Source organism: Bacillus sp. TL12, assembly GCF_022625245.1.
Taxonomy (GTDB): domain Bacteria; phylum Bacillota; class Bacilli; order Bacillales; family Bacillaceae_G; genus Bacillus_A.
In genome coordinates, this window is record NZ_JAJJBY010000027.1 from 1 (window position 1) to 25,003 (window position 25,003).

Here is a 25,003-nt window from a genome sequence, read left to right on the forward strand (position 1 = left end):
GATTTTCCTGAACCCGGAAAACCTGACATTTGAAGAAAAAACATAAAAACACCTTCCCTATTCACATTCCAATATTTATTTATGTCATTACATATACAACCCCTTCTCCTTATACTCCTCCTATAGATGAAACTACTTGATTCATCTCGCATATTAAAACTACAAAAAGCCCCCTGTTTTTTACAAACAGGGGGCTTCTCATCTATTAAGGGTACAAGCATTTAAGCTGCTTTTGCTTTCGTTGTTTTACGAGATTTCTTAGCTCCCGTAAAACGTTTATGAAGTACAGATGCAGTAAAACGAGCAATGATATTAAACAGTAATACCATAATAATTAATACTGCTGCTGATTTTGTTGCAATTAACTTCGCATCCGGAATAATTCCTTCAGAGTTTAATTTCCAAATATGAACTGCTAATGTTTCAGCTGGTCGAAATGGATTCAATGGATGCGCAGGACTTGAGAAGTCCGCTGCAGAATTTAAAATCGGTGATGTTAATCCCGCTGTATAAATTAATGCCGCTGCCTCACCAAATATACGACCCGCCGCTAAAATAACCCCCGTAATAATTTGCGGCAATGATGTCGGGAGAATAATTCGCACAATCGTTTGCCACTTTGTCGCACCAAGCCCAAGACTTGCTTCTTTTACATTAGACGGAACTTCTGTAATTGCACTTTCACAAACACGTGTTAAACCCGGTAAATTCAAAATCGTTAAAGCGAGCGCACCACCCATTACCGTATAGCCCCAACCTGTCATCGTAACAAATACTAATAAACCGAATAGACCAACAACGATAGAAGGTAATGATGCCATCGTTTCAATACATAAACGAACAAACCCTAAAAAACGCCCTTGCTTTGCATACTCTGCAAGATAAATCCCTGCTCCTAATCCAAGTGGAATTGAAATAACTAGTGTAATAACAAGCATATAGAAAGAGTTGAATAATTGCGGACCAATTCCACCTCCAGCTCTTGTATTGCTTGGTTCTCCGAATAAGAAACTTGGATCCCAAAATCCCCAGCCCTTTTGCAGAATTTCATATACTAGAAAAACAAGTAAAGCTACTACGAATGCTGCAACAGCATATAAAATTCCCGTCCAAATATTATTTACTTTTCGTGCGTTCATCGTTATCGTTCACCTCTTTGGCCAATTGCTCGAATTACTAAAATGAATAGGAATGAAATAACAAGTAATATCATTGCCAATGTCCATAAAGCGTTATTCCAGGCAGTTCCATTTAGCGTATTCGTCATATCCATTGTTAAAATACCCGTTAATGTCGCCGTCGGACTATATATTCCTTCTGGCAATTTAATCGTATTTCCGATTACCATTTGAACCGCTAGCGCTTCACCGAACGCACGAGCTAACCCGAGAACAACCCCTGTTAAAATACCTTTTTTTGCAGCCGGCACAATAACACGGCTAATCGCTTGCCATTTCGTCGAACCTAAACCATAAGAGGCCTCCAAGTAATCAAATGGAACTGAGCGTATTGCATCGGAAGCAATGCTAGCAATAGTAGGTAAAATCATAATACTTAGCACAATAATACCTGCAATTAAACTAAAACCAACGCCACCGAATGAATCACGTAAAAGCGGAACTAAAATCGTAACCCCTAATAAACCATATACTACCGAAGGAATTCCAACTAATAACTCCAAAACAGGCTTTAATACTTTATTCCCAAACTTTGGTGAAATTAAATTCATAAATATCGCAAGAGCTAGCGCAATTGGTGCACTAATAACGACTGCACCTAATGAAACGAGTGTTGATCCCACAATAAAGATAACAGCACCAAATGAACCTTGATCAGCATTCGGATTCCATTTCGTTGACGTCAATACTTCAGAAAATGAAATACCACTTTGCGTAAAAGATTGAATTCCTTTCCCACAAATAAATGCAATAATTGCTAATGTAACAAGAACAATAAATATACCGCAAAACGTAACAAGTGTTCTTCCGATATATTCACTTTTTACATAATTAATTTGTTTTTTCCCCTTCATCACAGGACATGACCCCACTTTATAGATTGAAATGAACAAGACTGGCCTCGCAGCCAGCCCCATTGAATGTTTACTTATTCAATTTAGACATTGGGATATAACCCATATCTTCAACTTGTTTTTCGAAGTCCTTACCTTTTACATAATCGATATAAGCTTTTGTAGCTTCTTTCGCTTCCCCTTTTGTTACCATATACTCATAAGACCAGAATGGATACTTGCCAGAAGAAATATTTTCAACTTTCGGCTCTGCACCATCAATCTTAACAGTTTGTAATGCACCTTTTTTATCGCCTACCATATAAGACATTGCAAGATAACTAATAGAGCCAGGAGTAGAGTTAATCGCTTGTTCTACTGCACCGTTAGAATCTTGTGTTGTACCTGTTCCATCGTTAATCTTCGCATCTTTCATAATTGTTTTTTCAAATGTAGCACGTGTACCAGAAGATGCCGGACGGTTGATTACGTTAATTTTCTCGTCTTTACCGCCTAGCTCTTTCCAGTTTGTAACTTTTCCACTGAAGATATCTTGTACTTGTTTCACAGTTAAGTTGTCGACCTTCACATCTTTATTTACAACAAGCGCAAATGCAATACCTGCCACTTTGTTATCTACTAATTCTTTCGCTTTTTCTGGATCTTTTATTTTATCTGCAGCTGGAACATCAGAGTTACCGATTTGAACTGCACCGGAAGCTACTTGGTTAATCCCTGTTCCACTACCGCCACCTTGAACTTGAATAGAAACGTTTGGATTCTTTTCCATGAATTTTTTACCTGCTTCTTCAGCAAGAGGTTGAAGAGCTGTAGAACCAGCTGCTGCAATTGTACCTGACAATTCTTGTTTTGCATCATTGTTTCCTTGTGCTTTTCCTTCGCTATTTGCACTTTCTGATTTACCACATCCAACTAAAGCACCAGCAACCACCAATGCCGCTAACGAAAACTTCAAACCTTTTTTCATAACCATGTCTTGTACCCCCATTTGGATTATCACTTTTTCACATTCATTGACTTCTTTCGAACACAAATTCATTGTAGGACAATAATATTATGTTAGTGTTAAGCAATTTTTAATTTTAAGTAAATAGAGGTAACATGCCTCAAAACCTATATATATCACCTCTTTGCATTTAAAAAACCAAAAGAATCCACACAAATTATCCCATATTGTAAATTTACTTTTAATAATGTAAATTTAACGTAAATAAAACCTTATTTTTCACTACCGATGTTAAAACTACCTTTACAAATCCCCTCATTTTTTGAACTTTAGAGATGTTATCTTCTATTCATCCCACATAATTTTAGTAATATTTTTCTATACAACAAAATAAATTGGAACAATTCTAAAAATAATTGAATATTTTTAAAGTACCAATTGACAACATCATCCAATGTAACCTACTATATTAGTAGCAAAAAGTTTCCCTCGGCAAACTTTTTAAATCAAAACTAAAAATATAGAGAAGAGGTAACTTTTATGGTATCGGCTAATATCAAACCCCTTTCAAGTTTTCAAACAGGGCAGTTTGTACAAATCGAGAAGATACAATTAGAAGGAACTATGAAACGTCGATTATTAGATCTAGGCTTTATTCCCGGAGCTACTATTAAAGTATTGCAAAAAAGCCCGCTCGGAGATCCAATTGCTTATCAAGTGAGCAATACAACCATTGCACTGCGTAGTGAAGAAAGTTCCCTTATTTTCGGGAGAATACTAGGAGATGATTCAAAATGATAAAACATCGTATTGCACTAGCAGGAAACCCTAATACCGGGAAAAGTACATTATTTAATACATTAACAGGGTTAAAACAACATACTGGAAACTGGACTGGAAAAACAGTATTAAAAGCAGAAGGCGAATATGAACATAACGGAAGTATATATACAGTAATCGATTTACCTGGAACATACTCCTTGTATTCAAACTCTACAGATGAAGAAGTGGCACGTGATTATATTATTTTTGAAAAACCTGAAGTAACTGTTGTTGTGGTGGATGCAACCGCAATGGAAAGAAATTTAAATTTAGCTTTGCAAGTTATGGAAATGACGAAAGATGTTGTTGTTTGCGTTAACCTAATAGATGAAGCAGAGAAAAAGGGTATTGTCATCGATGAGAAAAAATTAGCAAAATCACTTGGAGTTCCTGTAGTGAAAATCTCAGCTCGAAACCGTGTTGGAATCGGCCAATTGCTAAGTGTAATTGCTAAAGTAGCAAATAAAAAACTAATTCCTACACCAGTTCAAATTACTTATAATGAACAAATTGAAAATATGATTCAAGAATTAGAACCAGAGATCTATAAAGTGTTCGGAGATACTTATCCGGCACGCTGGGTGGCACTCCGCATATTAGATGGAGATAAAAATTTTCTAGCAGCACTCCAAAAACATCATAAGGAACCGCTTGTAAGGGAGGTCGTCATAAATGGAATCTCACTCAGCCAATAAAGCTCTTCCATTAGATTATATTGTTCAGCATGCACAAACACTTACAAAAGAAGATATCCGCGATGATATTGTAGGTGATATTTATCGAACCTCCGCAAGTATATGTAAGGAAGCTGTTCAATACACAAATACTGATAAGTTATACCGTTCAGAGAAGCTAGATAAAATTTTCACTTCTCCTATATTCGGATTCCCAATCATGCTCGGAATTTTATCTATTATTTTTTATCTTACAATTGCTGGAGCTAATGTCCCTTCTGATATGATTGCTGAATTTTTCGGGTGGGCAGAAGGTCATTTAACTGCTTGGTTCCAAGCAATGAATGCACCAGAATGGTTACACGGCATCTTAATTCTTGGCCTATTCCGTGGTACTGGAGCTGTTATTAGTGTAATGTTACCACCTATGGCTATTTTCTTCCCTATGTTTGCTTTATTAGAAAACTACGGGTATTTACCACGTGTTGCATTTAACATGGACCGCTTATTCAAACGGAGCGGTGCACACGGGAAGCAATCGTTAACAATGGCAATGGGATTTGGTTGTAATGCCGCTGCCATCATGTCAACACGTATTATTGAATCACCGCGCGAGCGTATGTTAGCGATTTTAACAAATAACTTCGTTCCATGTAATGGACGTTGGCCTACATTAATATTAATGGCATCATTATTTATGGCAGCTGGCTATACTGGTAGTATGCAAACACTTGTTACGGCTGGTGTTGTAGTTGGAATGGTTGTAATTGGAGTTATTGTAACACTAACGGTATCTTGGGTATTATCAAAAACCGCTTTAAAAGGTGTCCCAACTCACTATACGTTAGAATTACCACCATACAGAAAGCCAAAGATTTGGAACACAATTGTACGTTCCACACTTGATAAATCATTATATGTTTTAAAACGTGCAGTTATCGTCGCTGCTCCTGCGGCTGTATTGACTTGGGTATTAGCGAATATTTATATTGGTGATACAAGCATACTTATGTATTTTGTAAATTTCTTAGACCCATTTGCTAAAATGCTCGGTCTTGACGGATTTATTCTAGCTGCATTTATTCTTGGGTTACCAGCCAATGAAATTGTCGTTCCAATTTTATTAATGTCTTATTTATCAACTGGCGCTTTAACAGAAATAGATGATTTAAACCAAATTAAAAACTTGTTCTTAGAGCATGGCTGGACTTGGTTAACTGCATTAAACACAATGTTGTTCTCCCTTCTTCATTTCCCATGCGGAACCACACTAGTTAACATATATAAAGAAACAAAAAGTCCGAAATGGACATTTCTAGCATTTGCAATCCCTACCGTTATCGCCATTGTTGTTACATTCCTCACAGCGCAATTGGTACATTGGTTAGGGCTTGTATAAAGTGAAACTTCCATCAATAAAACTTTTACTACCCGAAAATAGCGAGATGAATAAAAAGGAAACCTCTCTATTGGTTTCCTTTTTCATCTTCATTTGGATTCTCCCACGGCTGTGCACCATATTTTTTTATTTTCTTATTCAAAAAATAAACAGCATATGGGATAATCCCCATCAAAATCGTATTTATAATTGTAAGAGTAGAAGGCGTTTTCATATCATTCCTCCTCTTAGTAGTAAAGAGTATTAAGCATATTAATAAGAACTACCTTTATTCACATTACTGACCACCTTTTGGTACCAAAGAACCTGAATGTTCTACCAATGGATGAACCCGAACAACGATATAACTCTTAGCAAAATAGTTCTTCCCTCTATCCCAATTTTTTTCTACCTTCTTCCATTCTTTATAATTATGCCTTTTATAATAGTCCCCTAACTCAAGAGCATCTGTTTTGAACTCTTTTTGCATTTTTTTTACTGTTCTCATCGCTACACTTTCCATCTCTTTGGAAATGTAAGTGTTCATTTTTTTTTCACTCCACACCTTTCCAGTTCCTCCTAAATATACTTCCGCTAGCACACCTTCAGGATAAATATCAATTGTAAACTTTGGACGCCGAGGTTCTGTAAAGGAAGCGTGTATTTTGCGTCTTATTTTATGAATCTCATACGTAATCTCTTTCTCCTTTTTTCGAATGGTCAGAAACCCGCCCACTTTCTTTCCAATTATATAGTTTAATCCTTGCGTATCTTTTCCTGTTAACAAGCCCATCAATTTATTATTATGCCCTTTAAATACGGCAGCCCCTTCCATTTTCACACCTTGTTTTGTTAATTGTAAAACCGGAAGCACAAAGCTTCTCTTAGCAATCATCATTTCTTGTAAATCACCAAGACGAACTGCCTCTAACATAAACGCATTAACATCTGCATGATCTGCTAATAAATCAATATATTTTGCTGGTAAATTTTCTGGTTTCGATCTTTGCTGTAAAATCTTTTCAGCTCGATCTTTAGAGACGAAAATTCTAATATTCCTCCTCATTTCATGATCACGAAAAAAGATATCTGAAGTTTGTTCTAACAGGTTTTGTTGCTTTAATAAATCTTTTGAAAAAACTATAACTTGGATATGCGGAAAAAATAAAGATCGACTAATTTTTTTGGATATCTCGCGAACTTGCGCAAAAATACTATCAGCGGTTGCACTAATATTGATATAATTATCCTCAGCTCCACCCCCGCCTCCACCTTTTCCTCCCTGTTGCGCTAACGCACTCGGTAAGACAAGTTGATACGTTCCTTTCATACGAGGTGGTGTCTTTGATTCACTTTCTTCCTCTTCTTTTGCAACATCAAAAGCTGCTCCTGCAACAAAACCTCTCTCTTCAATCTCTTTCCGTTCTGAGCAGCCAGTCATACATATAACCAAAACAATACAACAAATATATTTATGAAGACCTTTCACTACTTTTGCCCCCCTTTATTTTATAAACAATAAAAACAAGAATAGGGACAATGATAACGCACGCCATATCTACCCAAGCTAAGTAAGTACCATACTGAGTTAACTTCGTAACATTTTCAGGCAGCATATTGAACAAATAAATGATTGGTGCACTTACAAAAATAAATGCTTTTTTTTTAATAGAAGGAAACATTGAACAGAAGCCCATTATGGCAATGTCATAATACATAGCGGTTGTATTAAAAATGGTAATAATCCAAGTCGTAAAAAAAATAGCATCAAAACGTTCTAAGAAACCTCCACCAATTTCAATCTCTTTTCCTAACTCAATAACAGGATACGTTAAACTTCTCGTTGTAGAATAAGAGAAGACAGTAACACAAGTGAGATAAATAAGGATATATAATAAGTTCGTAATCATTACTCCCTTTGCAGCAGCTAAAGGAGCTTTATCTCTTTGCTTTACAATTGCAGAATAAAATAAAACAATCTCAAACCCAATAAATGTAAATATCGATTCCTTCATCCCAAGAGCATATTGGCTCCATTTTGTTTGGAAAAGTGGGAGCAAATTATGAGTATCCATTAAATTTATATTTAATAGAGATAAAGCCAAAATGGCGCTCGCTACAATTGGCAAAAATAACAAATTAAGGCGGAGCAATGCCGCTCTAGAACCACTTACTCCATAGATAACAACAAGTAAGTAAAAAAATGATAAAAGTTCAATAGGCGTTTTACCAAATAAGTATGTTTGTGAAATAATTGAAATTGCTCGCGCTTGATACGCGGTAACGCCAACGAACGTTAACACCATAATACTTGTAACAATGAAGGCTACGGGTTTTGATAAGTATGTACTTGTATATTGAAAAAACGTTTGTTTTGGAAATAAATTCGCTATTTTTGTAATAACCCAAGCAAAAAACGCACAAATCGCTCCACCAAGAAGTAGTATGATCCATCCGTCTAAAAAAAGCGTCTTTTCTGCAATTACACGAGGCATTGAAAGCGCTCCTGTACCAATAATGACTGAAGACACTGCAAACATTAACTCACGAGATCCAATCTCTTCATCTCCGTATTCAAACGGTTTCAATTCACTTTCTCTCCTTTGAACGTAATGTTTCATCTTTGGTCTGTAAATATTCAGGTCTTGTCTTTAACGTTGCCTCCGGTAACAATGCTACTTCTTCTTTCCAATCTCTATAAAAAGCAGGAGCTATTGGCGTAAAATACGGAATTCCAACACTTTTTAGATTCATCATATGTATTGCTAATGCAATTAGCGCTAAAATAATCCCATATAGTCCAAACATAGTAGCTGCTAAAATAAACGCAAATAACAAGAAACGAAATGTAATCGTTATACTATACACAGGCAAAGAAAAGGTAGCAATAGCCGTAACGGCGATTACAATAACCATAAAAGGATTGACAATCCCAGCGCTTACCGCAGCTTCTCCAATAACAAGTCCTCCTACAATCCCAACAGTTTGTCCGATTTGCTTGGGTAAACGAAGCCCCGCCTCTCTAATTAATTCCATTGTTAATGTCATAATGATGGTTTCAATATAGGCAGGAAATGGCACACCTTCTCTTGCTCCAGCAATCGAATACGCAAGATTGGATGGAATGAGACCTTGATGATAGGAAACAAGCGCAACATATACTGCTGGAAGCAAGATTGCCATAAGCCCAGCTATCATACGAAGCCCCCTTAGTAATGTACCAATAATCCATCTTTCAAAATGATCTTCTGGCGATTGAAAAATATCAACAATAACCATAGGTGCAATAACCGCAAACGGTGATCCATCTACTAATATGACCGCTTTTCCTTTCGCTACAGCAGCTATCGCTCTATCTGGCCTTTCTGTATTTAAAAATTGTGGAAAGGGAGACAAGTTATTATCCTCAAGCAGGTGCTCAATCTTTCCAGAATCTAATATCGTATCTGTTTCGATTGACTGCAATCGTCGATTTAATTCGGCTACAATATATGGATTAATGATGTCTTCAATATAAATTAACGTAACTTCTTTTTGAGATCGTTTTCCCATAATGTAAGATTGAAATCGAAGCTTCGGATCACGTAAATTACGTCTGATTAACATTTTATTCGTTGCAATATCCTCAGTGAACCCTAATTTAGGACCCCGAATGATATTTTCTGTAATCGGTGGCTCTAAACTTCGCATTTCCCACGCTCGACTATTAATTACTAATGCATGAGGGATTCCATCAATTAAAACAACCGTATCTCCCAATAGAACAGAATTAATAACATCCGGGAGCATCTTCACTGTATTTACTTCTCCTATAGAAATAAATTTGTCTAATAAGGTTTGTATGATTGGGGATTTATTCGGAATCTCTTCTTGTTGCAGCGGACGAATAACAAATCGATAAATTAAGTCTTTATCAGTAAGCCCACATAAAAAAACAACAGCACATCGAGTAGATGAACCAGAAAGCGCAAACTCTCGTACCGTTAAATCATTAGGTGACTGCAGTGTTTCTCGAATAGATTTTGTAATCGCAGATAAGTTCGCCTCTAAATTCGTCATCTCTCTCACCTAACTTTCCTCTCAAAACGTTACCGTTATATTTCTCCACATCGGGAAAATATATGTAATGAAAAAAGCTACCTCTCTAAAGTAAGGTAGCTTTTTTCATTGCATACGATTCTTATCTCTCTAGTACAGTAGAGTCTTGCTTCACTTCAATATTTCTAGTCACAATGCTAACTACGAACATAACGAAAATATTTACCATTAATGCGACAATCCCTACATTTAAATCCTTAATATATTGCGGAAAGGATGGAAACATACTAGATATAGTCGAGCCAGACAATGTAATATAAGCAACTACTAATAACCCAACTCCCATTCCAGCAATTGCACCTTGCTTTGTTACAAATTGACGATGAAACAAACTACAAACTAGTGCAGGGAAAAGCTGTGTAACAATGCTATATCCCATAAGAAGAAGTGCACCGATTGTTTCCCCGCCTTTAAATGTAAAGAACACAGCAACAAGTGTTACAACAGGAACAAATAGCTTTGCAGCCCTTGCTACCTGCTGATCTGATACAGATGGCGTTAGAACCTGATAAATATTTTTCGCAAGTAGCGTCGAAGCTGCCATAACAAGCATAGATCCTGGTACAAGTGCAGTTAATAATCCTGCGCTACCGATAATACCAATAAACCACGGATCAAAAGTTTGAATAGCAAGGCGGAATAACGATAGATCTGCATCCGCTCCTTGTAATCCTGGCACTTGTAAAATAGCAGCGAAGCCAGCAAAAAATACAAAGAGTAATACTAAAGAGTACAATGGCATAATCGCCGCATTTTTCCGAAAGACTTTTTCACTTTTGGCCGAAAAAGCTGAAGCAAATGTATGTGGCCACATATAAAAACCTAGTGCTGTTAATATAATAGTAGAAACAAACCAAGAAATACTCATCCCTTCCTCAGGTAAAGCTAAAAATCCTGGTTTTGCGGCTTCTACCGCTTCAAACATCGGCTGAAATCCTCCGTAATAATGATATGGTAAGTATATTCCTAAAAACATAACGATAAATAAAATCATAATGTCCTTTAATGCAGCTGTCCAAGCAGAGCCATGTATACCAGAAATCATTACATATATTGTAATTGTAATCGCGCCAATCCACACCGCAAAAACTGGTGATACTTTTCCATACGAAGCTTCAGAAACAATAATTCCGAGTCCCTTTAGCTGCAATACAAGATACGGAATAATAGAAACAACACCGATAATCGATACGATAATCCCAAGGGCCTGGCTATTATATTTTTTTGTAAAGAAATCCGGTTGTGAAATAAGTCTATGCTGTTTTGCATATTTCCAAACCGGCGGTAATAAAAAATAAGACAAAACATAAGCTAGTGCCCCATATCCTAAAATATAAAAGGTAGGAGCACCTTTGCTATACGCCCAGCCACTACCTCCTAAAAATGTAAACGTCGTGTAAATCTCTCCTGCCATAAGAAGAAAGACGAAAATCGTTCCGAACCCCCTTCCTCCAACAGACCACTGTTCTAAATTCATATCTTTCCCGCGCTGTGCCCGAATTCCTAAAAATAAAGACACGCATAAAAACAAAGTAATAATAATAAGTGCTATCATTCCACTTCCCCCTTATTAGCAGGGTCTAACCAATATAGAAATCCCATACAAAAAGATGTAATAAATACAGAGAGTAAAATCCAAAACAATAAAAATGGCATCCCGAATACATAAGGAGTAACTGAATTTGTAAACACTGGTCCAACAACTAAACAAAGAACTGGAATAAGTGCTAGTACGTGTATTTTTTTCATCTCATTCTCCTTTTCTCATAAAATTCAAAACAGATGAAACAAAAACTTCAACCCCAATTGGCAATGCACCTTCGTCAATTGTAAAACGAGGATGATGATGCGGGTACACAATCCCCTTTTCTTTATTCCCAGCACCAATAAAGAAGAATGTGCCCGGTGCCTTTTGTAAAAAGGCTGAAAAATCTTCCCCTGCCATCGTAGGTTGCAACCTATGTACTCGCTCTCTTCCATAAAGTTCTAGTGCTGTATTTTCTAAAAGTTGCGTAACCCATTCATCATTCACAACAGGACGATAACCATATTCATAAGAAAATTGATATGTAGCACCGTACGCTTCTGTAATATGCTTCACGATATTTTCAATCCGCCGCGATGTTTGTTCTCGTAACTCATGCTTTAGACTTCTTACCGTACCTTCAATCTTCGCTTGCTCTGGAATTACATTATGTGTTGTTCCGGCATGAAACTGCGTTACAGATAAAACGAGAGAATCTAACGGATTCGTAAGACGCGATACGATTTGTTGAAGCTGTGATACGATTTGTGTACCAATGGCAATGCTATCAACTGTTTCATGCGGAATACCAGCATGTCCACCCTTTCCTTCTATTGTAATTCTAAACACATCAGGCGCTGCCATCGCTGGACCATAAATGACACCAACTTTCCCCACTTCTAAAGAAGCCCAAAGGTGCGCTCCAATAATATAGTCCACATTTTCCATCACGCCTGCTGCAACCATTTCCTGTGCACCACCTGGAAAGTTTTCTTCAGCATGTTGAAATAGAAAACGAATTTCTCCTTTAATTTTTTCTCTTTGCTCCACCAGTGTATATACAGCACCAAGAAGCATCGCAATGTGACCATCATGCCCACATGCATGCATCACTCCCGGATATGTAGAAACAAATTCAAACTGATTTTCTTCTTGGATGGGAAGCGCATCCATATCTGCACGAATTGCAATCACTTTCCCAGGGTGTTTACCAATTAATCTTGCCATGATGCTATACTTTGTCGGTCGTGAGAGTTCTAGATGAGGAATTGTTTGAAGTATGTCATATATATACTGCGATGTTTTTTCTTCTTGAAAAGATAACTCCGGGTACCTGTGAAAATGCCTTCTCCATTCTATTAATTGTTCTTTAGAAAGAACAATATCTTTTACTTCATCCATCAATCCTCTTCCTTTCTTCACTAAGTTAAATGTTATTATAGCTTGAATTAGATTAAAAATAAAGAATATTCTGTTTTTATTACTTCAAAAAAATGAAAGCTACCTAATATTAGATAGCTTTCATTTTTATAAAATAGTAATTGCTTGTTTTCCCATTTGCTCCCATGCTCTTTCAAATTCAGAACGTGATACTTTTTTATTCGGATTGTTAGCTAACGGATCGTTCATATATACGTAGTTTTGATCATATCCAACAACTACTACGCTATGCTCGTAATATGTAATTTTTATATCACCGTTATTTGTATTCCATGTTTCAAAACTACCTTCAGCTAGCGGTTGAAACGTTGTATTCGCAATTACCCATACTGGTGAACCTGAACTAATGACTTTATAAATATCCTGAATATCTTTTCCTGTTAAATCAATGGTTTTTTCAGGCATATACTTTTCGGCAAGTTTAAAAATAGGCTCATGATACACACCATATCCAGGCTCAGCCTTCGTATAAATATTTCCAACGAATCCTTCATAAGGGTTTCCTCGAAGATTATTTTCTTTAAATGGAACTTTATTTATTTCACTTGCAAGTTGCATCTTATCTACTTGTACACCTTTATACTGCAATAACATTGCTAGACTCGTAACCTCACAACCTCGCTGCAGTTCTGGAAGTTGTTTTATGAATGGAACACTTTCAATCATAGCTGTTTCTTTCATATCAAACAAAAAATCCACTCGTAACTCTTGGACTTTTTGAAGAATTTTATTTTTCCCTATAAAAATAATAGCAACAAGTATAATCCCTATAATACATATATATTTGACTCTCTTTGACATGTTCAAAACTCCATTACATCATTATTTTCATCTTTTATTGTACCTTTCTTCCGCCTAGTTTGCCAGAAAGATTATATGAATTATTATTCAATTTAACTGTTTTAAAATTCTAATTATTTGTAATTAAAAGAAAAATATATGTACTTTTTCAGAATATTCCGCTATAATCAAAAACGTTATGTGTTTTAGAAAGAACCTTCTTTTATTCACAAAACATGAAATGAGAGACTAATCATAGTTGTTTTTATCACCACTCTTACACCCAGGAAATATACATAATCAATTTCTATAGTGATATACAGAAAACTACTATCAGTATGTTTTTCATCCCCCACTAATGATTAGTGAAATGAAGCACGCTCGATATTCATCGAGCAAAACAAACAAGGAAAAGAACACGGGGTGAAGGGAATATGAATCAAACTAATACAGAACAAACAAGTTTACAACGGACAATGAAAAGCAGACACCTTTTTATGATTGCACTCGGAGGTGTTATCGGTACAGGATTATTCATGGGATCAGGACAAATCGTTCATAACGCCGGACCTGGTGGAGCCATCCTTGCATTTTTAGTTGGTGGCTTCGTTATGTATTTAACAATGCTTTGTCTTGGTGAACTATCTGTTGCAATGCCAGAAGCAGGCTCATTTCAAAGTTATGCAAGCCGATTTATTTCACCTGGTTTTGGATTTGTTGTTGGCTGGATGTATTGGTTAAACTGGGCCGTTACAGTTGGTGTAGAACTAACGACTGTTAGTATTTTAATGAAGCGCTGGTTTCCGGATGTTTCTTCATGGATTTGGTGCGTTATATTTGCAGCATTACTTTTCGTTGTAAACGCTTTATCAGCAAAAGCATATGCAGAAGCAGAATTTTGGTTTGCTAGCGTTAAGGTTGCAACAATCATCGTCTTCATCGTACTTGGAGGCGCCGTTATGTTTGGATTCCTAGATTTCAATGAAAAACCAGCACCAATGCTACATAATTTCACAGAAAATGGCGGACTATTCCCTAACGGTGTTTTAGCTGTTCTATTTACAATGATTACAGTAAATTTCTCTTTCCAGGGAACGGAATTAATTGGTATCGCTTCAGGTGAAAGTGAAAACCCTGAAAAAACAATTCCAAAAGCAATTAAAAATACAATTTGGCGAACTTTATTCTTTTTCGTACTAGCAATTACAGTTGTTGTTGGCTTACTTCCATGGCAAGAGGCCAATCTTGTAGAAAGTCCATTCGTACTCGTCTTTGACACAGTGGGAATTCCATACGCAGCAGATATTATGAATTTTGTTATTATTACTGCTGTATTATCTGTAGCTAATTCAGGACTATATGCGAATTCACGTATGCTTTGGGCAATGTCAAAACAAGGCATGGCAAGCCCTATATTTACAAAACTAACGAAAAAAGGTGTGCCACTGAACGCATTAGTTTTCAGCCTTATCTTTGCGAGCCTTTCGCTATTAACAAGCGTATTTGCAGCAGATACCGTCTTTTTAGTATTAACATCCATTGCCGCAATGGCAGCAGTTGTTGTCTGGATGTCAATTGCAGCTTCACAATTTTTCTTCCGAAGAGAATTTATAAAAAATGGCGGAAATATAAACGATTTAAAATATCGCACACCACTTTATCCAATCGTTCCAATTTTAGCTTTCTCTTTAAATTTTATTACATTCGTTAGTTTAGCTTTCATTCCAGATCAACGCATTGCACTTTACTGCGGGATTCCATTTATGATTATTTGCTATATCTTGTATCAAGTTAAATATAAAAAAGTTGTCACATTTGAACAGCAACGAAGTATTACACAGGAAATAAACTAAATATATGAAATATTCAACTATCTTACCTTATGATAAGATAGTTTTTTTCTATTTCTTGGATATGCTGGTATAACTTTAATTATCTTAAAATTCTCATAATCATAGTTTCGTCCGAAAAATGGTTTACAATGTAATCAAGTTACAAATGATATTCACCTTAAAAAGTGTGCATTTGTGTCTATTTTTTAACAATCTAACAAAAACTATTGCCTTCTATAAATTAATAGGTTTATATTGTTTTATTGGCATAGTTTCAATCCAAGGAGAAAGGAGATTTTCAATCGTGCAACTAAAGAAATCGTTTTGGAAGTTGGCTTCACTTCTTCCTTTATCACTACTCTTGTTCCTCGGTGGCTGTGAGAAAAAACTTGCAGTATTAAATCCACAGGGGCCTGTTGCAAAAGCACAGTATGATTTGATCGTTTGGTCATTCGTACTTATGTTGTTGATTATTGCAATTGTATTCATTTTGTTTACAGTCATCTTGATTCGTTATCGTGAAAAACCAGAAAACATGGACTATGAGCCACCTGATCAACACGGTAACACATTATTAGAAATTATTTGGACACTCTTCCCAGTTATTATCGTTATTGCATTATCAATTCCAACGGTAAAAGCAACTTATGCATCAGAAGAGGTTCCAAAAGAGTCTAAACATATTAAACCAGTTGAAATTTATGTTACATCAGCTAACTGGAAATGGTTATTCAGTTATCCAGAGGAAAATATTGAAACCGTTAACTATTTAAACGTACCAGCTGGTACACCAATTCAATTTAAATTAACATCTGTTGGTCCAATGAATGCCTTCTGGGTTCCAGAACTTGGTGGTATGAAATACACAATGGACGGCATGATTATGGATTTATTCCTACAAGCTGATAAGCCAGGTTCTTACCTTGGTCGTAGCTCAAACTTCTCCGGTGAAGGATTTACTCACATGGAATTTGAGCTTGAAGCAAAAACAAAAGAAGATTATGACAAGTGGGTAAAAGAAGTAAAAGAAACTGCTAAACCACTGACAGAAGAAAAATATAACGAAATCATTAAACCTGGTGTAGTAGGGCGTATGACATTCTCTAGTCACCACTTAAAGTATGTAGATCCAAAATCACTTGAATACTGTGATTACAACTACTACAAAAACAAAAAGTAACAGATATTATTCCAACAGATTGGAGTGAACACAGTGAAGCTTGATGAATTTTTTGTCACAGGCGATCCGATTATTTACGGAGCTGACGCATCTATTGTTCTTGTGACATTAGCAATCATTTTCGTACTGACAAAGTATAAAAAATGGAAATGGCTTTGGGATGAATGGTTAACAACTGTTGACCATAAAAAAATCGGTATAATGTATATTATATCGGCAGTATTAATGTTATTCCGTGGTGGGATGGACGGTCTAATGATCCGTGCTCAATTAACTTTCCCAGACACAACATATTTAGACGCTACACACTATAACGGAATTTTCACAACGCATGGTACAGTTATGATTCTTTTCATGGCCATGCCATTCGTTATGGGATTAATGAACGTTGTTGTACCATTACAAATTGGTGCTCGTGACGTTGCATATCCATTCTTAAACGCATTAAGTTTTTGGTTATTCTTTATCGGAGCAATGTTATTTAACATCGCTTTCGTTATCGGAGGTTCTCCAGACGCTGGGTGGACATCATACTTCCCAATGGCTGGTACCGAATTTACTCCTGGCGTAGGAAATAACTACTACGCAATTGCATTACAGATTTCAGGTCTTGGTACACTAATGACAGGTATTAACTTCCTTGTTACGATTTTAAAAATGCGTACACCTGGTATGACATTAATGAAAATGCCAATGTTTACTTGGTCAATTTTAATCACAACAATTATCATTATTTTCGCTTTCCCAGTATTAACAGTTGCTCTTGCATTAATGACATTTGACCGTCTATTTGATGCTCACTTCTTTACGATGGCGAGCGGCGGTATGCCAATGCTTTGGGCCAACCTGTTCTGGGTATGGGGTCACCCTGAAGTATATATTGTTATCTTACCGGCATTCGGTATTTTCTCTGAAATCATTAGTACATTCGCACGTAAACGTCTATTCGGATACAGCGCAATGGTGTACTCAATGATTGCAATTTCTTTACTAAGTTTCGTTGTATGGCTTCACCACTTCTTTACAATGGGATCTGGTCCAGCCGTTAACTCATTCTTCTCGATTTCGACAATGGCGATTTCGATTCCAACCGGGGTTAAGATCTTTAACTGGTTGTTTACACTGTATAAAGGACGTATTCGTTTTACAGTTCCAATGCTTTGGTCATTGGCATTTATTCCAAACTTCGTAATCGGTGGGGTTACAGGGGTTATGCTTGGAATGGCAGCAGCTGACTATCAATACCATAACAGCTACTTCCTAATCGCCCACTTCCACTACGTATTAATCGCAGGTACAGTATTCGCAATGCTTGCTGGATTTACGTTCTGGTATCCAAAAATGACTGGTCATATGTTAAACGAACGCCTAGGTAAATGGACATTCTGGATCTTTATGAGTGGATTTAACATCTGTTTCTTCCCAATGTACTTCTTAGGCTTAGATGGTATGACTCGTCGGATGTACACTTACTCCGCTGATTTAGGATGGGGTTGGCTAAACCAAATCGCATCTGTCGGTGCGGTAATGATGGGTATCGGCTTCCTAATCCTTTGCTACAACGTAGTTTGGAGTGCACGTCACGGTGAGCGTGACACTACTGGAGATCCATGGAATGGCCGTACACTTGAATGGGCAACTCAATCTCCTGTACAACATTACAACTTCGCTAAACTTCCTGAAATTAAAGAAGCTGATGCTTTCTGGTTCATGAAGCAACGCGGAGAAACAATTACACCAAAAGCAGATGAATTAAAACCAATTCACATGCCAAGTAACTCTGGTGTGCCAATTATTATGTCTAGCTTTATCGGTCTTGCTGGTTTTGCGTTAGTATTTAGCTGGTTCTGGTTAGCAATTATTGGCGGTATCGGTATGCTAGCTTGTATGATCTATCGTTCATTTGATTATGACGATGGTTACTACGTAAGCGTTGATGAAATTAAAAAAACAGAACATGTAGCATGAGAGGTGAAACGAAATGGCGGCTTTAGATAAAAGCTTACCTTTAGAATATCAATCTGAACAAAGCAGATTGAATATTCTAGGGTTCTGGATTTTCCTAGGGGCTGAAATTATGCTGTTCGCAACACTTTTCGCCTCTTATCTAGTCCTTGCTGGTCGTACGGCAGATGGCCCAACACCAGCGCAATTGTTTGAAGTTAAAACACTTTTAATTCAAACACTCCTACTTTTAACAAGTAGTTTTACATGCGGTATCGTAATTCATGAAATGCGTAAGCATAACCAAAAAGCTATGTTAGGATGGTTCATTCTCACATTACTTTTAGGTGCAGGCTTCCTATTCTTTGAAATTGAAGAGTTCATCCTGTATGTTGGGGAAGGCGCTACGCTTCAAACAAGCGCGTTCTTATCTGGATTCTTCGTTCTTCTTGGAACGCACGGTGCCCACGTAACGGGTGGTATCATCTGGGCAACTTGTGTAATCATCCAAATTTTAAAAAGAGGCTTAACACCAGTTACAGCTCGTAAAGTATTCATTATCAGCTTATACTGGCATTTCCTTGACCTTGTTTGGATCTTCATTTACACACTAGTTTACTTGAACGGGATGGTGGCGTAATAATGGGACAAAACAATACTCAAGCAAATGGACATTCGCATAGCGGGTTTCCATGGTCACACGTTTTCGGGTTCATTTTATCGCTTGCACTAACGTTTCTTGCTTTATACGTTGCGCTTTACACAGACTTGCCACTTTCAACGATATTAACAACTATTATCGTAATGGCACTTGCGCAAGCTTTATTACAATTAATTATGTTCATGCACTTAAGAGAAGGAGAAGGTACAATTCAAATTCTTACAATGATATACAGTTTCTTCGTTGCAATCGCAACAATCGGTCTTACTGTATGGATTTTCTTCTCTATGTAATGAATAGAAAATGGACTGCTGAGGTTATCTCAGCAGTCTTTTTATTTATCCCGCATTAACGGGCAGTAATACCCCCACCTCAAAATTCGGCGGGAGCAAAGAAGTTAGGTGGGAGATAAACTGCCCGTAAAAGCCCGATTGGTTCAACTAATAATCAGTGGGAGATGAAGAAAACCCCCACTGATTAAAGTTTCACTTTATTCCCCTCCTCTTCTATCCATATTACGGAAATTACAACATTATCATGTAAACCATACTTATTATGACAAATGTTAAGAAAACTCTTTCTTTATGAAATCGAGTTCACATGCATTGCTTTTCTTCCTATAATATGGCTAAAATAAGTACTATATTATTTGAAGGGAGAGAACGCAGTGGAACATCATTCCTCAGTCCTATCACTTATGATTGTTGTCGCAATCGCGTTTTTCATTCCCCTTTTGTTACAACGCTTTAAATTAAAAGCACTTCCTGTCGTAGTTGCAGAAATTATCGCAGGAATTTTTGTAGGAAAAAGTGGATTTAATGTCATCGAGCCAGACATGTGGCTTCAAGTCTTATCAACACTAGGATTTATCTTCTTAATGTTCTTAAGCGGTTTAGAAATCGATTTTTCTATCTTTAAACAAAAAGGGAAAAAGAATACGACGAACGAACCAAACACGTTCCAAGTAGCAAGCATTATCTTTTTATTCATTTTCATCTTATCCTACGCTATATCACTTATATTCGTATGGCTTGAATTTGTAGATAGTGCCTTATTTATGACATTAATTATTTCAACAATTTCTTTAGGTGTTGTTGTTCCAACATTAAAAGAAAATAACTTAAGGAAAACAGCGATTGGCCAAATCATTTTATTAGTTGCTGTTATTGCCGATTTAGTTACGATGATCCTACTCGCTGTATTCGTCGGATTGAACTCGGAAAGCGGTCAAAGCATGTGGCTTCTTCTCGTTCTATTTGGCGCAGGTATTGTAATTTACTTTGTGGCAAGACGCTTTAAAAATATTCCATACCTAGAAAATTTAAAGGCTGGTAGTGTCCAAATTGACACACGTGCCGTATTTGCACTCATTTTAATCTTAGTCGGATTATCTGAATCTGTTGGTGCAGAAAATATTTTAGGGGCCTTTTTAGCAGGTGTGCTCGTATCCTTATTATCACCAAATGAAGATATGGTCGAAAAGCTTGATTCCATCGGATATGGCTTCTTCATCCCAATTTTCTTCGTTATGGTTGGTGTTAATTTAGAAGTATGGTCTATTTTTAAAGAGCCTTCTAGTATGCTAATGATTCCGATTTTAATTGTGGGACTCTTTATTTCAAAACTACTGCCATCACTTGTACTAAGAAAATGGTACCCACGTAATATTGTATTAGGAAGTGCGATTTTATTAACATCGACACTTTCATTAGTTATTGCCGCAGCACAAATTGGTGAAAAGCTAAATATCATTAGTCCGAGTCTATCTGCTTCACTTATTTTGAGTGCAGTTATTACATGTATTTTTGCACCTATATTCTTTAAAAAGATGTTTCCAAAAATGGAAACACCAAAACCAAGAGTTTCTATTATTGGCGCAAGTCGAATCACTCTTCCACTATCACTTGATTTAAAACGTGAAGATTATGATGTGACACTATACATGATGCGTCAAAATAAAGTAAATGCAGAGGAAGCAAAGTCCCATGACTTCCCGATTGTAAAACTAGATACAATTACGATAGCACTATTAGAAGAACACAAAGCATTCGATGCAGATCGCGTTGTAGTTGCAACAAGCGATGATGAACAAAACTTATTATTAGCAGAACATGCGAAAGAATTAGACGTTGAACATGTTATTGCAAGTGTAGAAGATCCACTTCTACAGGAAAAAGCAACACAAGAACATATTGCCGTATTCTCCACCATCAACTCTACACGAATTTTATTACGCGCACTCATCGATAGACCGAGTCTCGTTCGTTTAATTACGACAGCAAATGAAACAGTTCGTGAAGTCGAATTACGTAGTAATAAATATAACGGTTTACCGCTTCGTCGTCTGCCGTTCCTAGGTGACGTGCTCATCATTCAAATTTACCGTGGTAATCAAGCACTCGTACCACACGGTGATACAAAATTACAACATGGCGATACGCTCCTTGTAACAGGCTCAAAAGAGCACATCGATACACTGAAAAGCATATTAGAATAGCAGCAAGTCCCCTTTCAAAATTGAGAGGGGATTTTTTTAGTACATAACATTCGCAAAATTTTTCTTAAGATTCTCGTTTTTTAATGGTAAAATATTACTATCATACATTATGGGGATGAATCACACTATGTCTATTTCAACTTTAGCTCTTTTGTTATTAGCAGAAGTACTCGTTGCCATTATTCTTATTGGCATTAGCATTGAAATTTGCAGCTATGGATGGAAGAAATCCAATGGCACGAAATACTTTTGTCTCTTTCTTTCCCTTCTCATTGGCACTGTTAGCATATTAGGTCTTTGTGTTGCGCCGGCCTATTTTTTTCTGCAACTTATTGAGAAATCCTCATAAGAAAGGACAATAATATGATTACAATCAAACATATTGATGCCTCTGAAACATATAAACTACGGCAAAGTATCTTGCGACCAAATCAACAGTTAGATGATTGCAAATACTCATCTGATTACGAAACAAATTCCTTTCATCTCGGTGCCTTCTTACATGATGAACTCATTAGTATCGCTTCTTTCTCATCTGAAGCAGAGCCTTCCTTACAAGGTAATAACCACTATCGTTTACGAGGCATGGCTACAGTTCCCGCTTCTCGAAAGCAACATGCTGGTCGCTCATTAATTAATCATGCCGAAATAATCTTAAAGGAACGCCAAGCAGAGTTGCTGTGGTGCAATGCCCGAATTACGGTTACCGATTACTACAAACGATTAGAATTCTATGAACACGGCGAAATGTTTGATATCCATCCGATCGGACTTCATAAATTGATGTATAAAGCGTTATAAATCATTCTTCTTTAACTAATATAGCCCTGTCCATATGGAGAGGGCTATATTATAATTCATCATCTTCATCTCTTATTGATTTTCTATAATAATAGACATATAAAAAAGGAACTAAAGAACAAAGAAATACAACAATACCAATTATCCCTGCATCTAGTATAGAAGCATCAGGTGTTACAATCATTTGAATTCCCGTGATAGCACCCGTAAGTATAATCGGAATAAGTAACAATTTGAAAAAATATCTATGTTTTTCCGGCTCTCCGCTTTCATATACCTCAACTGATTGCTTTAGATTTAAAAAATTGACGGATATGATCCCAACCATAAATAACATTAGCAAGTCAGAAACCCCTTCATATCCAGTTCCCTTTATAACATAACGATAAAAAATCATACTTAATATTATACAGTTCTGTAGCATAAATGCCATTCTAATATGTTTTAATCCTTGAACCATTAACCGTTCATCTTTCACGATCCTCATGGCTACCCTTCACTCCCTCTCTTCCCAAAATAAATCGTTTAACGTTTTATTTAGTGCATAACAAATATTTAAACATAACTCTAAAGAAGGGTTATACTTCCCCTTTTCAATTAAACTAATCGTTTGCCTTGTAACTCCTACTTTTTCTGCTAATTGTTGTTGTGTTAAATCTAACTGAACACGAGCGACTTTTATTTTACTTACAGCCAATTCATGCCCCTCCCTCACCATTTTATTGTAACATATATATTACATTTATCAATTTATAAATTACATAATAATTAAACTTCTTTTTCATGTCTTATATTAGGTTCCTACAAATTAAACTTTCACTTTATTATACACGAAAAAAGGGTACTTCCTACGAGAAGTACCCTTTCCTATATGATTATAAGAATAAATGACACCCAAATAAAATTGCAAAGAAATACAGAAGCGGATGAACTTCCCTCCCTTTCCCCTTTACAATTTTTAAAATTGGATAGATTAAAAATCCAAGTGCAATTCCGTTCGCAATACTAGATGTTAATGGAATCCCTACGAAAATTAAAAATGCCGGTAATGCATCTTCAAATTCACTCCAGTTAATATCACGAATACTTTGGGCCATTAAACTCCCTACAATAATTAATGATGGCGCAGTAATTGCTGCTACACTCGATAAAGAAGCAATTACCGGACTGAAAAATGCAGTAATAATTGTTAAGCAAATGACCACAATACCTGTTAACCCTGTTTTACCACCTGCTGCAATTCCCGCTGATGATTCAATCGTTGCTGCTGTTGGGCTTGTCCCAAACACAGCTCCCGTTGTACCACCGATTGCATCCGCAATAAATGCTTTACCGAAACGTTTTTCGGCATTATCTGTATTTAAACCAGCTTGTTTAATTAAACCAAGTAACGCACCCGTTGTATCAAATAAAAGAACGAGTAAAAAAGAAAAAACAACACCATATAATCCATATTCAATTACATCAGAAAAAGCATTGATTGGATTTGAAACGATAATCCCTTCCGGCAAATGCGGAATCGCTACAATTTCATTCTCAAACTTCAGTTGTCCTGTAAAAAAGGCAACAATCCCGGTTACAATCATGCTAATAAATAATGATCCACTCACACGTAAAGCCATTAATACAGCTGCCAACGCTAATCCAAATAAAGTTAATATAACAGCTGGTGAATGAAAATTCCCGATTGTAACTAAATTAGATGGATGATCAACAATAATCCCAGATAGACGAAGACCAATAAAAGCAATAAATAATCCAATCCCACCTGCAATAGCCTGTTTTAAACTGTCTGGAATCGCCACAATAAGCTTTTGACGAAATGATGTGAAAGACAATAAAAGAAAAATAATACCTGTAACAAATACTGCCGTAAATGCAATGACATATGTAATCCCTTCTGCCTGTTATACAACAGAATAAGCAAAATACGCATTCATCCCCATCGCTGGAGCAATAACAATTGGATAGTTTGCTAAAAACGCCATACATAATGTTCCGACAACTGTTGCAATAATGGTTGCCGTAAATGCTTGATCGAATGGTATACCTGCATCAGCTAATATTTTCGGATTGATGACAAGAATGTACGCAAATGTAAAAAATGTTGTGATGCCAGCTAAAATCTCTTGCTTCACAGAAGTGTTATACTTTTGTAATTGAAACATACTTAGGTACCCTTCCTACACAATGAATTATTATCACACATTCTTTTCTTATTATTATGCGAGAAAATGTAATACTTAATCTTACCAATCCATAAAAAGAAGAGTCAATATATTCACTAATAGTTCGAATTTTAAGTTTAGGTCTGACAAATTGAAAAACCCTTCTTATAGCTGGGAAAGAGCGTCCGGCCATGCATAGAAGCGGTCAGGTCCTATTTTAGCTCC

Annotated in this window: 24 protein-coding genes and 1 pseudogene; 11 read left to right on the top strand and 14 right to left on the bottom strand. The window is 36.5% G+C overall.

Annotated features, from left to right (window positions below; translation table 11 throughout):
- Nucleotides 1–221 precede the first annotated feature (221 nt).
- From pstA to LOK41_RS20345, 3 genes are all read right to left on the bottom strand, one after another.
- A complete protein-coding gene (gene pstA, locus LOK41_RS20335; protein ID WP_241818049.1) occupies nt 222–1,139 on the bottom strand; it encodes a phosphate ABC transporter permease PstA in 918 nt (305 codons plus the stop codon).
- 2 nt (nt 1,140–1,141) lie between these two features.
- Nucleotides 1,142–2,032, bottom strand: coding sequence for a phosphate ABC transporter permease subunit PstC (gene pstC, locus LOK41_RS20340; RefSeq protein ID WP_174100369.1), 891 nt, complete (start codon nt 2,030–2,032; stop codon nt 1,142–1,144).
- A 70-nt stretch (nt 2,033–2,102) separates the two neighbouring features.
- Nucleotides 2,103–3,005 carry a phosphate ABC transporter substrate-binding protein PstS family protein gene (locus LOK41_RS20345; protein WP_241818050.1) on the bottom strand — a complete coding sequence of 301 codons (903 nt, stop codon included), beginning with the start codon at nt 3,003–3,005 and terminating at the stop codon, nt 2,103–2,105.
- Nucleotides 3,006–3,518: 513 nt separating this feature from the next.
- On the opposite strand from LOK41_RS20345, the gene LOK41_RS20350 reads away from it, so the two are divergent.
- From LOK41_RS20350 to LOK41_RS20360, 3 genes are read left to right on the top strand one after another with little or no spacing between them, the layout of a single operon-like run.
- Complete coding sequence (locus tag LOK41_RS20350; RefSeq protein ID WP_174100237.1) at nt 3,519–3,776, top strand: FeoA family protein; 258 nt, start codon at nt 3,519–3,521, stop codon at nt 3,774–3,776.
- On the top strand, nt 3,773–4,495 hold the full coding sequence (locus LOK41_RS20355) for a FeoB small GTPase domain-containing protein (RefSeq protein ID WP_174100238.1): 723 nt from the start codon (nt 3,773–3,775) through the stop codon (nt 4,493–4,495). Before LOK41_RS20350 ends, LOK41_RS20355 begins: the two co-directional genes overlap by 4 nt.
- Nucleotides 4,473–5,873, top strand: coding sequence for a nucleoside recognition domain-containing protein (locus LOK41_RS20360; RefSeq protein ID WP_241818051.1), 1,401 nt, complete (start codon nt 4,473–4,475; stop codon nt 5,871–5,873). The genes LOK41_RS20355 and LOK41_RS20360 overlap by 23 nt, the downstream gene beginning before the upstream one ends.
- Before the next feature lie 67 nt (nt 5,874–5,940).
- Here LOK41_RS20360 and LOK41_RS20365 read toward each other — a convergent pair whose 3' ends face one another.
- From LOK41_RS20365 to LOK41_RS20400, 8 genes are all read right to left on the bottom strand, one after another.
- A complete protein-coding gene (locus tag LOK41_RS20365; protein WP_241818052.1) occupies nt 5,941–6,087 on the bottom strand; it encodes a hypothetical protein in 147 nt (48 codons plus the stop codon).
- A gap of 63 nt (nt 6,088–6,150) precedes the next feature.
- Complete coding sequence (locus tag LOK41_RS20370; protein ID WP_347269343.1) at nt 6,151–7,341, bottom strand: Ger(x)C family spore germination protein; 1,191 nt, start codon at nt 7,339–7,341, stop codon at nt 6,151–6,153.
- The gene (locus tag LOK41_RS20375) at nt 7,325–8,440 is read right to left on the bottom strand and encodes a GerAB/ArcD/ProY family transporter (protein WP_241818053.1); all 1,116 of its coding nucleotides are present in this window, start codon (nt 8,438–8,440) and stop codon (nt 7,325–7,327) included. Before LOK41_RS20375 ends, LOK41_RS20370 begins: the two co-directional genes overlap by 17 nt.
- 1 nt (nt 8,441) lies before the next feature.
- Nucleotides 8,442–9,911: a spore germination protein gene (locus tag LOK41_RS20380; protein WP_241818054.1), complete on the bottom strand. Its 1,470-nt coding sequence runs from the start codon at nt 9,909–9,911 to the stop codon at nt 8,442–8,444.
- A 121-nt stretch (nt 9,912–10,032) separates the two neighbouring features.
- Complete coding sequence (locus tag LOK41_RS20385) at nt 10,033–11,505, bottom strand: sodium:solute symporter family protein (RefSeq protein ID WP_241818055.1); 1,473 nt, start codon at nt 11,503–11,505, stop codon at nt 10,033–10,035.
- The gene (locus LOK41_RS20390) at nt 11,502–11,699 is read right to left on the bottom strand and encodes a DUF3311 domain-containing protein (RefSeq protein WP_241818056.1); all 198 of its coding nucleotides are present in this window, start codon (nt 11,697–11,699) and stop codon (nt 11,502–11,504) included. The genes LOK41_RS20385 and LOK41_RS20390 overlap by 4 nt, the downstream gene beginning before the upstream one ends.
- A 1-nt stretch (nt 11,700) precedes the next feature.
- Nucleotides 11,701–12,876, bottom strand: coding sequence for a M20 family metallopeptidase (locus LOK41_RS20395; protein ID WP_241818094.1), 1,176 nt, complete (start codon nt 12,874–12,876; stop codon nt 11,701–11,703).
- Nucleotides 12,877–13,002: 126 nt separating this feature from the next.
- Entirely contained in the window at nt 13,003–13,716 is a 714-nt protein-coding gene (locus LOK41_RS20400) for a C39 family peptidase (RefSeq protein WP_241818057.1), read from the bottom strand.
- Between the two features lie 413 nt (nt 13,717–14,129).
- Here LOK41_RS20400 and LOK41_RS20405 point away from each other — a divergent pair, with 413 nt between their 5' ends.
- The 8 genes from LOK41_RS20405 to LOK41_RS20440 all read left to right on the top strand — a co-directional run bounded on the left by LOK41_RS20405 (nt 14,130) and on the right by LOK41_RS20440 (nt 22,610).
- Nucleotides 14,130–15,548, top strand: a complete 1,419-nt coding sequence (locus tag LOK41_RS20405; protein WP_241818058.1) for an amino acid permease — start codon at nt 14,130–14,132, stop codon at nt 15,546–15,548.
- A 283-nt stretch (nt 15,549–15,831) separates the two neighbouring features.
- Nucleotides 15,832–16,707: a cytochrome aa3 quinol oxidase subunit II gene (qoxA, locus tag LOK41_RS20410; protein ID WP_174100247.1), complete on the top strand. Its 876-nt coding sequence runs from the start codon at nt 15,832–15,834 to the stop codon at nt 16,705–16,707.
- Between the two features lie 33 nt (nt 16,708–16,740).
- The gene (gene qoxB, locus LOK41_RS20415) at nt 16,741–18,675 is read left to right on the top strand and encodes a cytochrome aa3 quinol oxidase subunit I (RefSeq protein ID WP_174100248.1); all 1,935 of its coding nucleotides are present in this window, start codon (nt 16,741–16,743) and stop codon (nt 18,673–18,675) included.
- A gap of 13 nt (nt 18,676–18,688) precedes the next feature.
- On the top strand, nt 18,689–19,291 hold the full coding sequence (gene qoxC / locus LOK41_RS20420; protein WP_174100249.1) for a cytochrome aa3 quinol oxidase subunit III: 603 nt from the start codon (nt 18,689–18,691) through the stop codon (nt 19,289–19,291).
- Nucleotides 19,292–19,293: 2 nt separating this feature from the next.
- Nucleotides 19,294–19,605, top strand: coding sequence for a cytochrome aa3 quinol oxidase subunit IV (gene qoxD, locus LOK41_RS20425; RefSeq protein WP_174100250.1), 312 nt, complete (start codon nt 19,294–19,296; stop codon nt 19,603–19,605).
- A 374-nt stretch (nt 19,606–19,979) separates the two neighbouring features.
- Entirely contained in the window at nt 19,980–21,809 is a 1,830-nt protein-coding gene (locus LOK41_RS20430) for a monovalent cation:proton antiporter family protein (RefSeq protein WP_241818059.1), read from the top strand.
- A 115-nt stretch (nt 21,810–21,924) separates the two neighbouring features.
- Entirely contained in the window at nt 21,925–22,158 is a 234-nt protein-coding gene (locus LOK41_RS20435) for a DUF4022 family protein (protein ID WP_241818095.1), read from the top strand.
- A gap of 14 nt (nt 22,159–22,172) precedes the next feature.
- Complete coding sequence (locus tag LOK41_RS20440; protein ID WP_241818060.1) at nt 22,173–22,610, top strand: GNAT family N-acetyltransferase; 438 nt, start codon at nt 22,173–22,175, stop codon at nt 22,608–22,610.
- A 49-nt stretch (nt 22,611–22,659) separates the two neighbouring features.
- Here LOK41_RS20440 and LOK41_RS20445 read toward each other — a convergent pair whose 3' ends face one another.
- The 3 genes and pseudogenes from LOK41_RS20445 to LOK41_RS20455 all read right to left on the bottom strand — a co-directional run bounded on the left by LOK41_RS20445 (nt 22,660) and on the right by LOK41_RS20455 (nt 24,778).
- Complete coding sequence (locus LOK41_RS20445; protein ID WP_241818061.1) at nt 22,660–23,097, bottom strand: hypothetical protein; 438 nt, start codon at nt 23,095–23,097, stop codon at nt 22,660–22,662.
- 9 nt (nt 23,098–23,106) lie between these two features.
- Nucleotides 23,107–23,307 (bottom strand): helix-turn-helix transcriptional regulator, encoded by a 201-nt coding sequence (locus LOK41_RS20450; protein WP_174100255.1) that lies wholly within the window; start codon nt 23,305–23,307, stop codon nt 23,107–23,109.
- A gap of 178 nt (nt 23,308–23,485) precedes the next feature.
- Nucleotides 23,486–24,778: pseudogene (locus tag LOK41_RS20455) on the bottom strand (NCS2 family permease).
- Between the last annotated feature and the right edge of the window lie 225 nt (nt 24,779–25,003).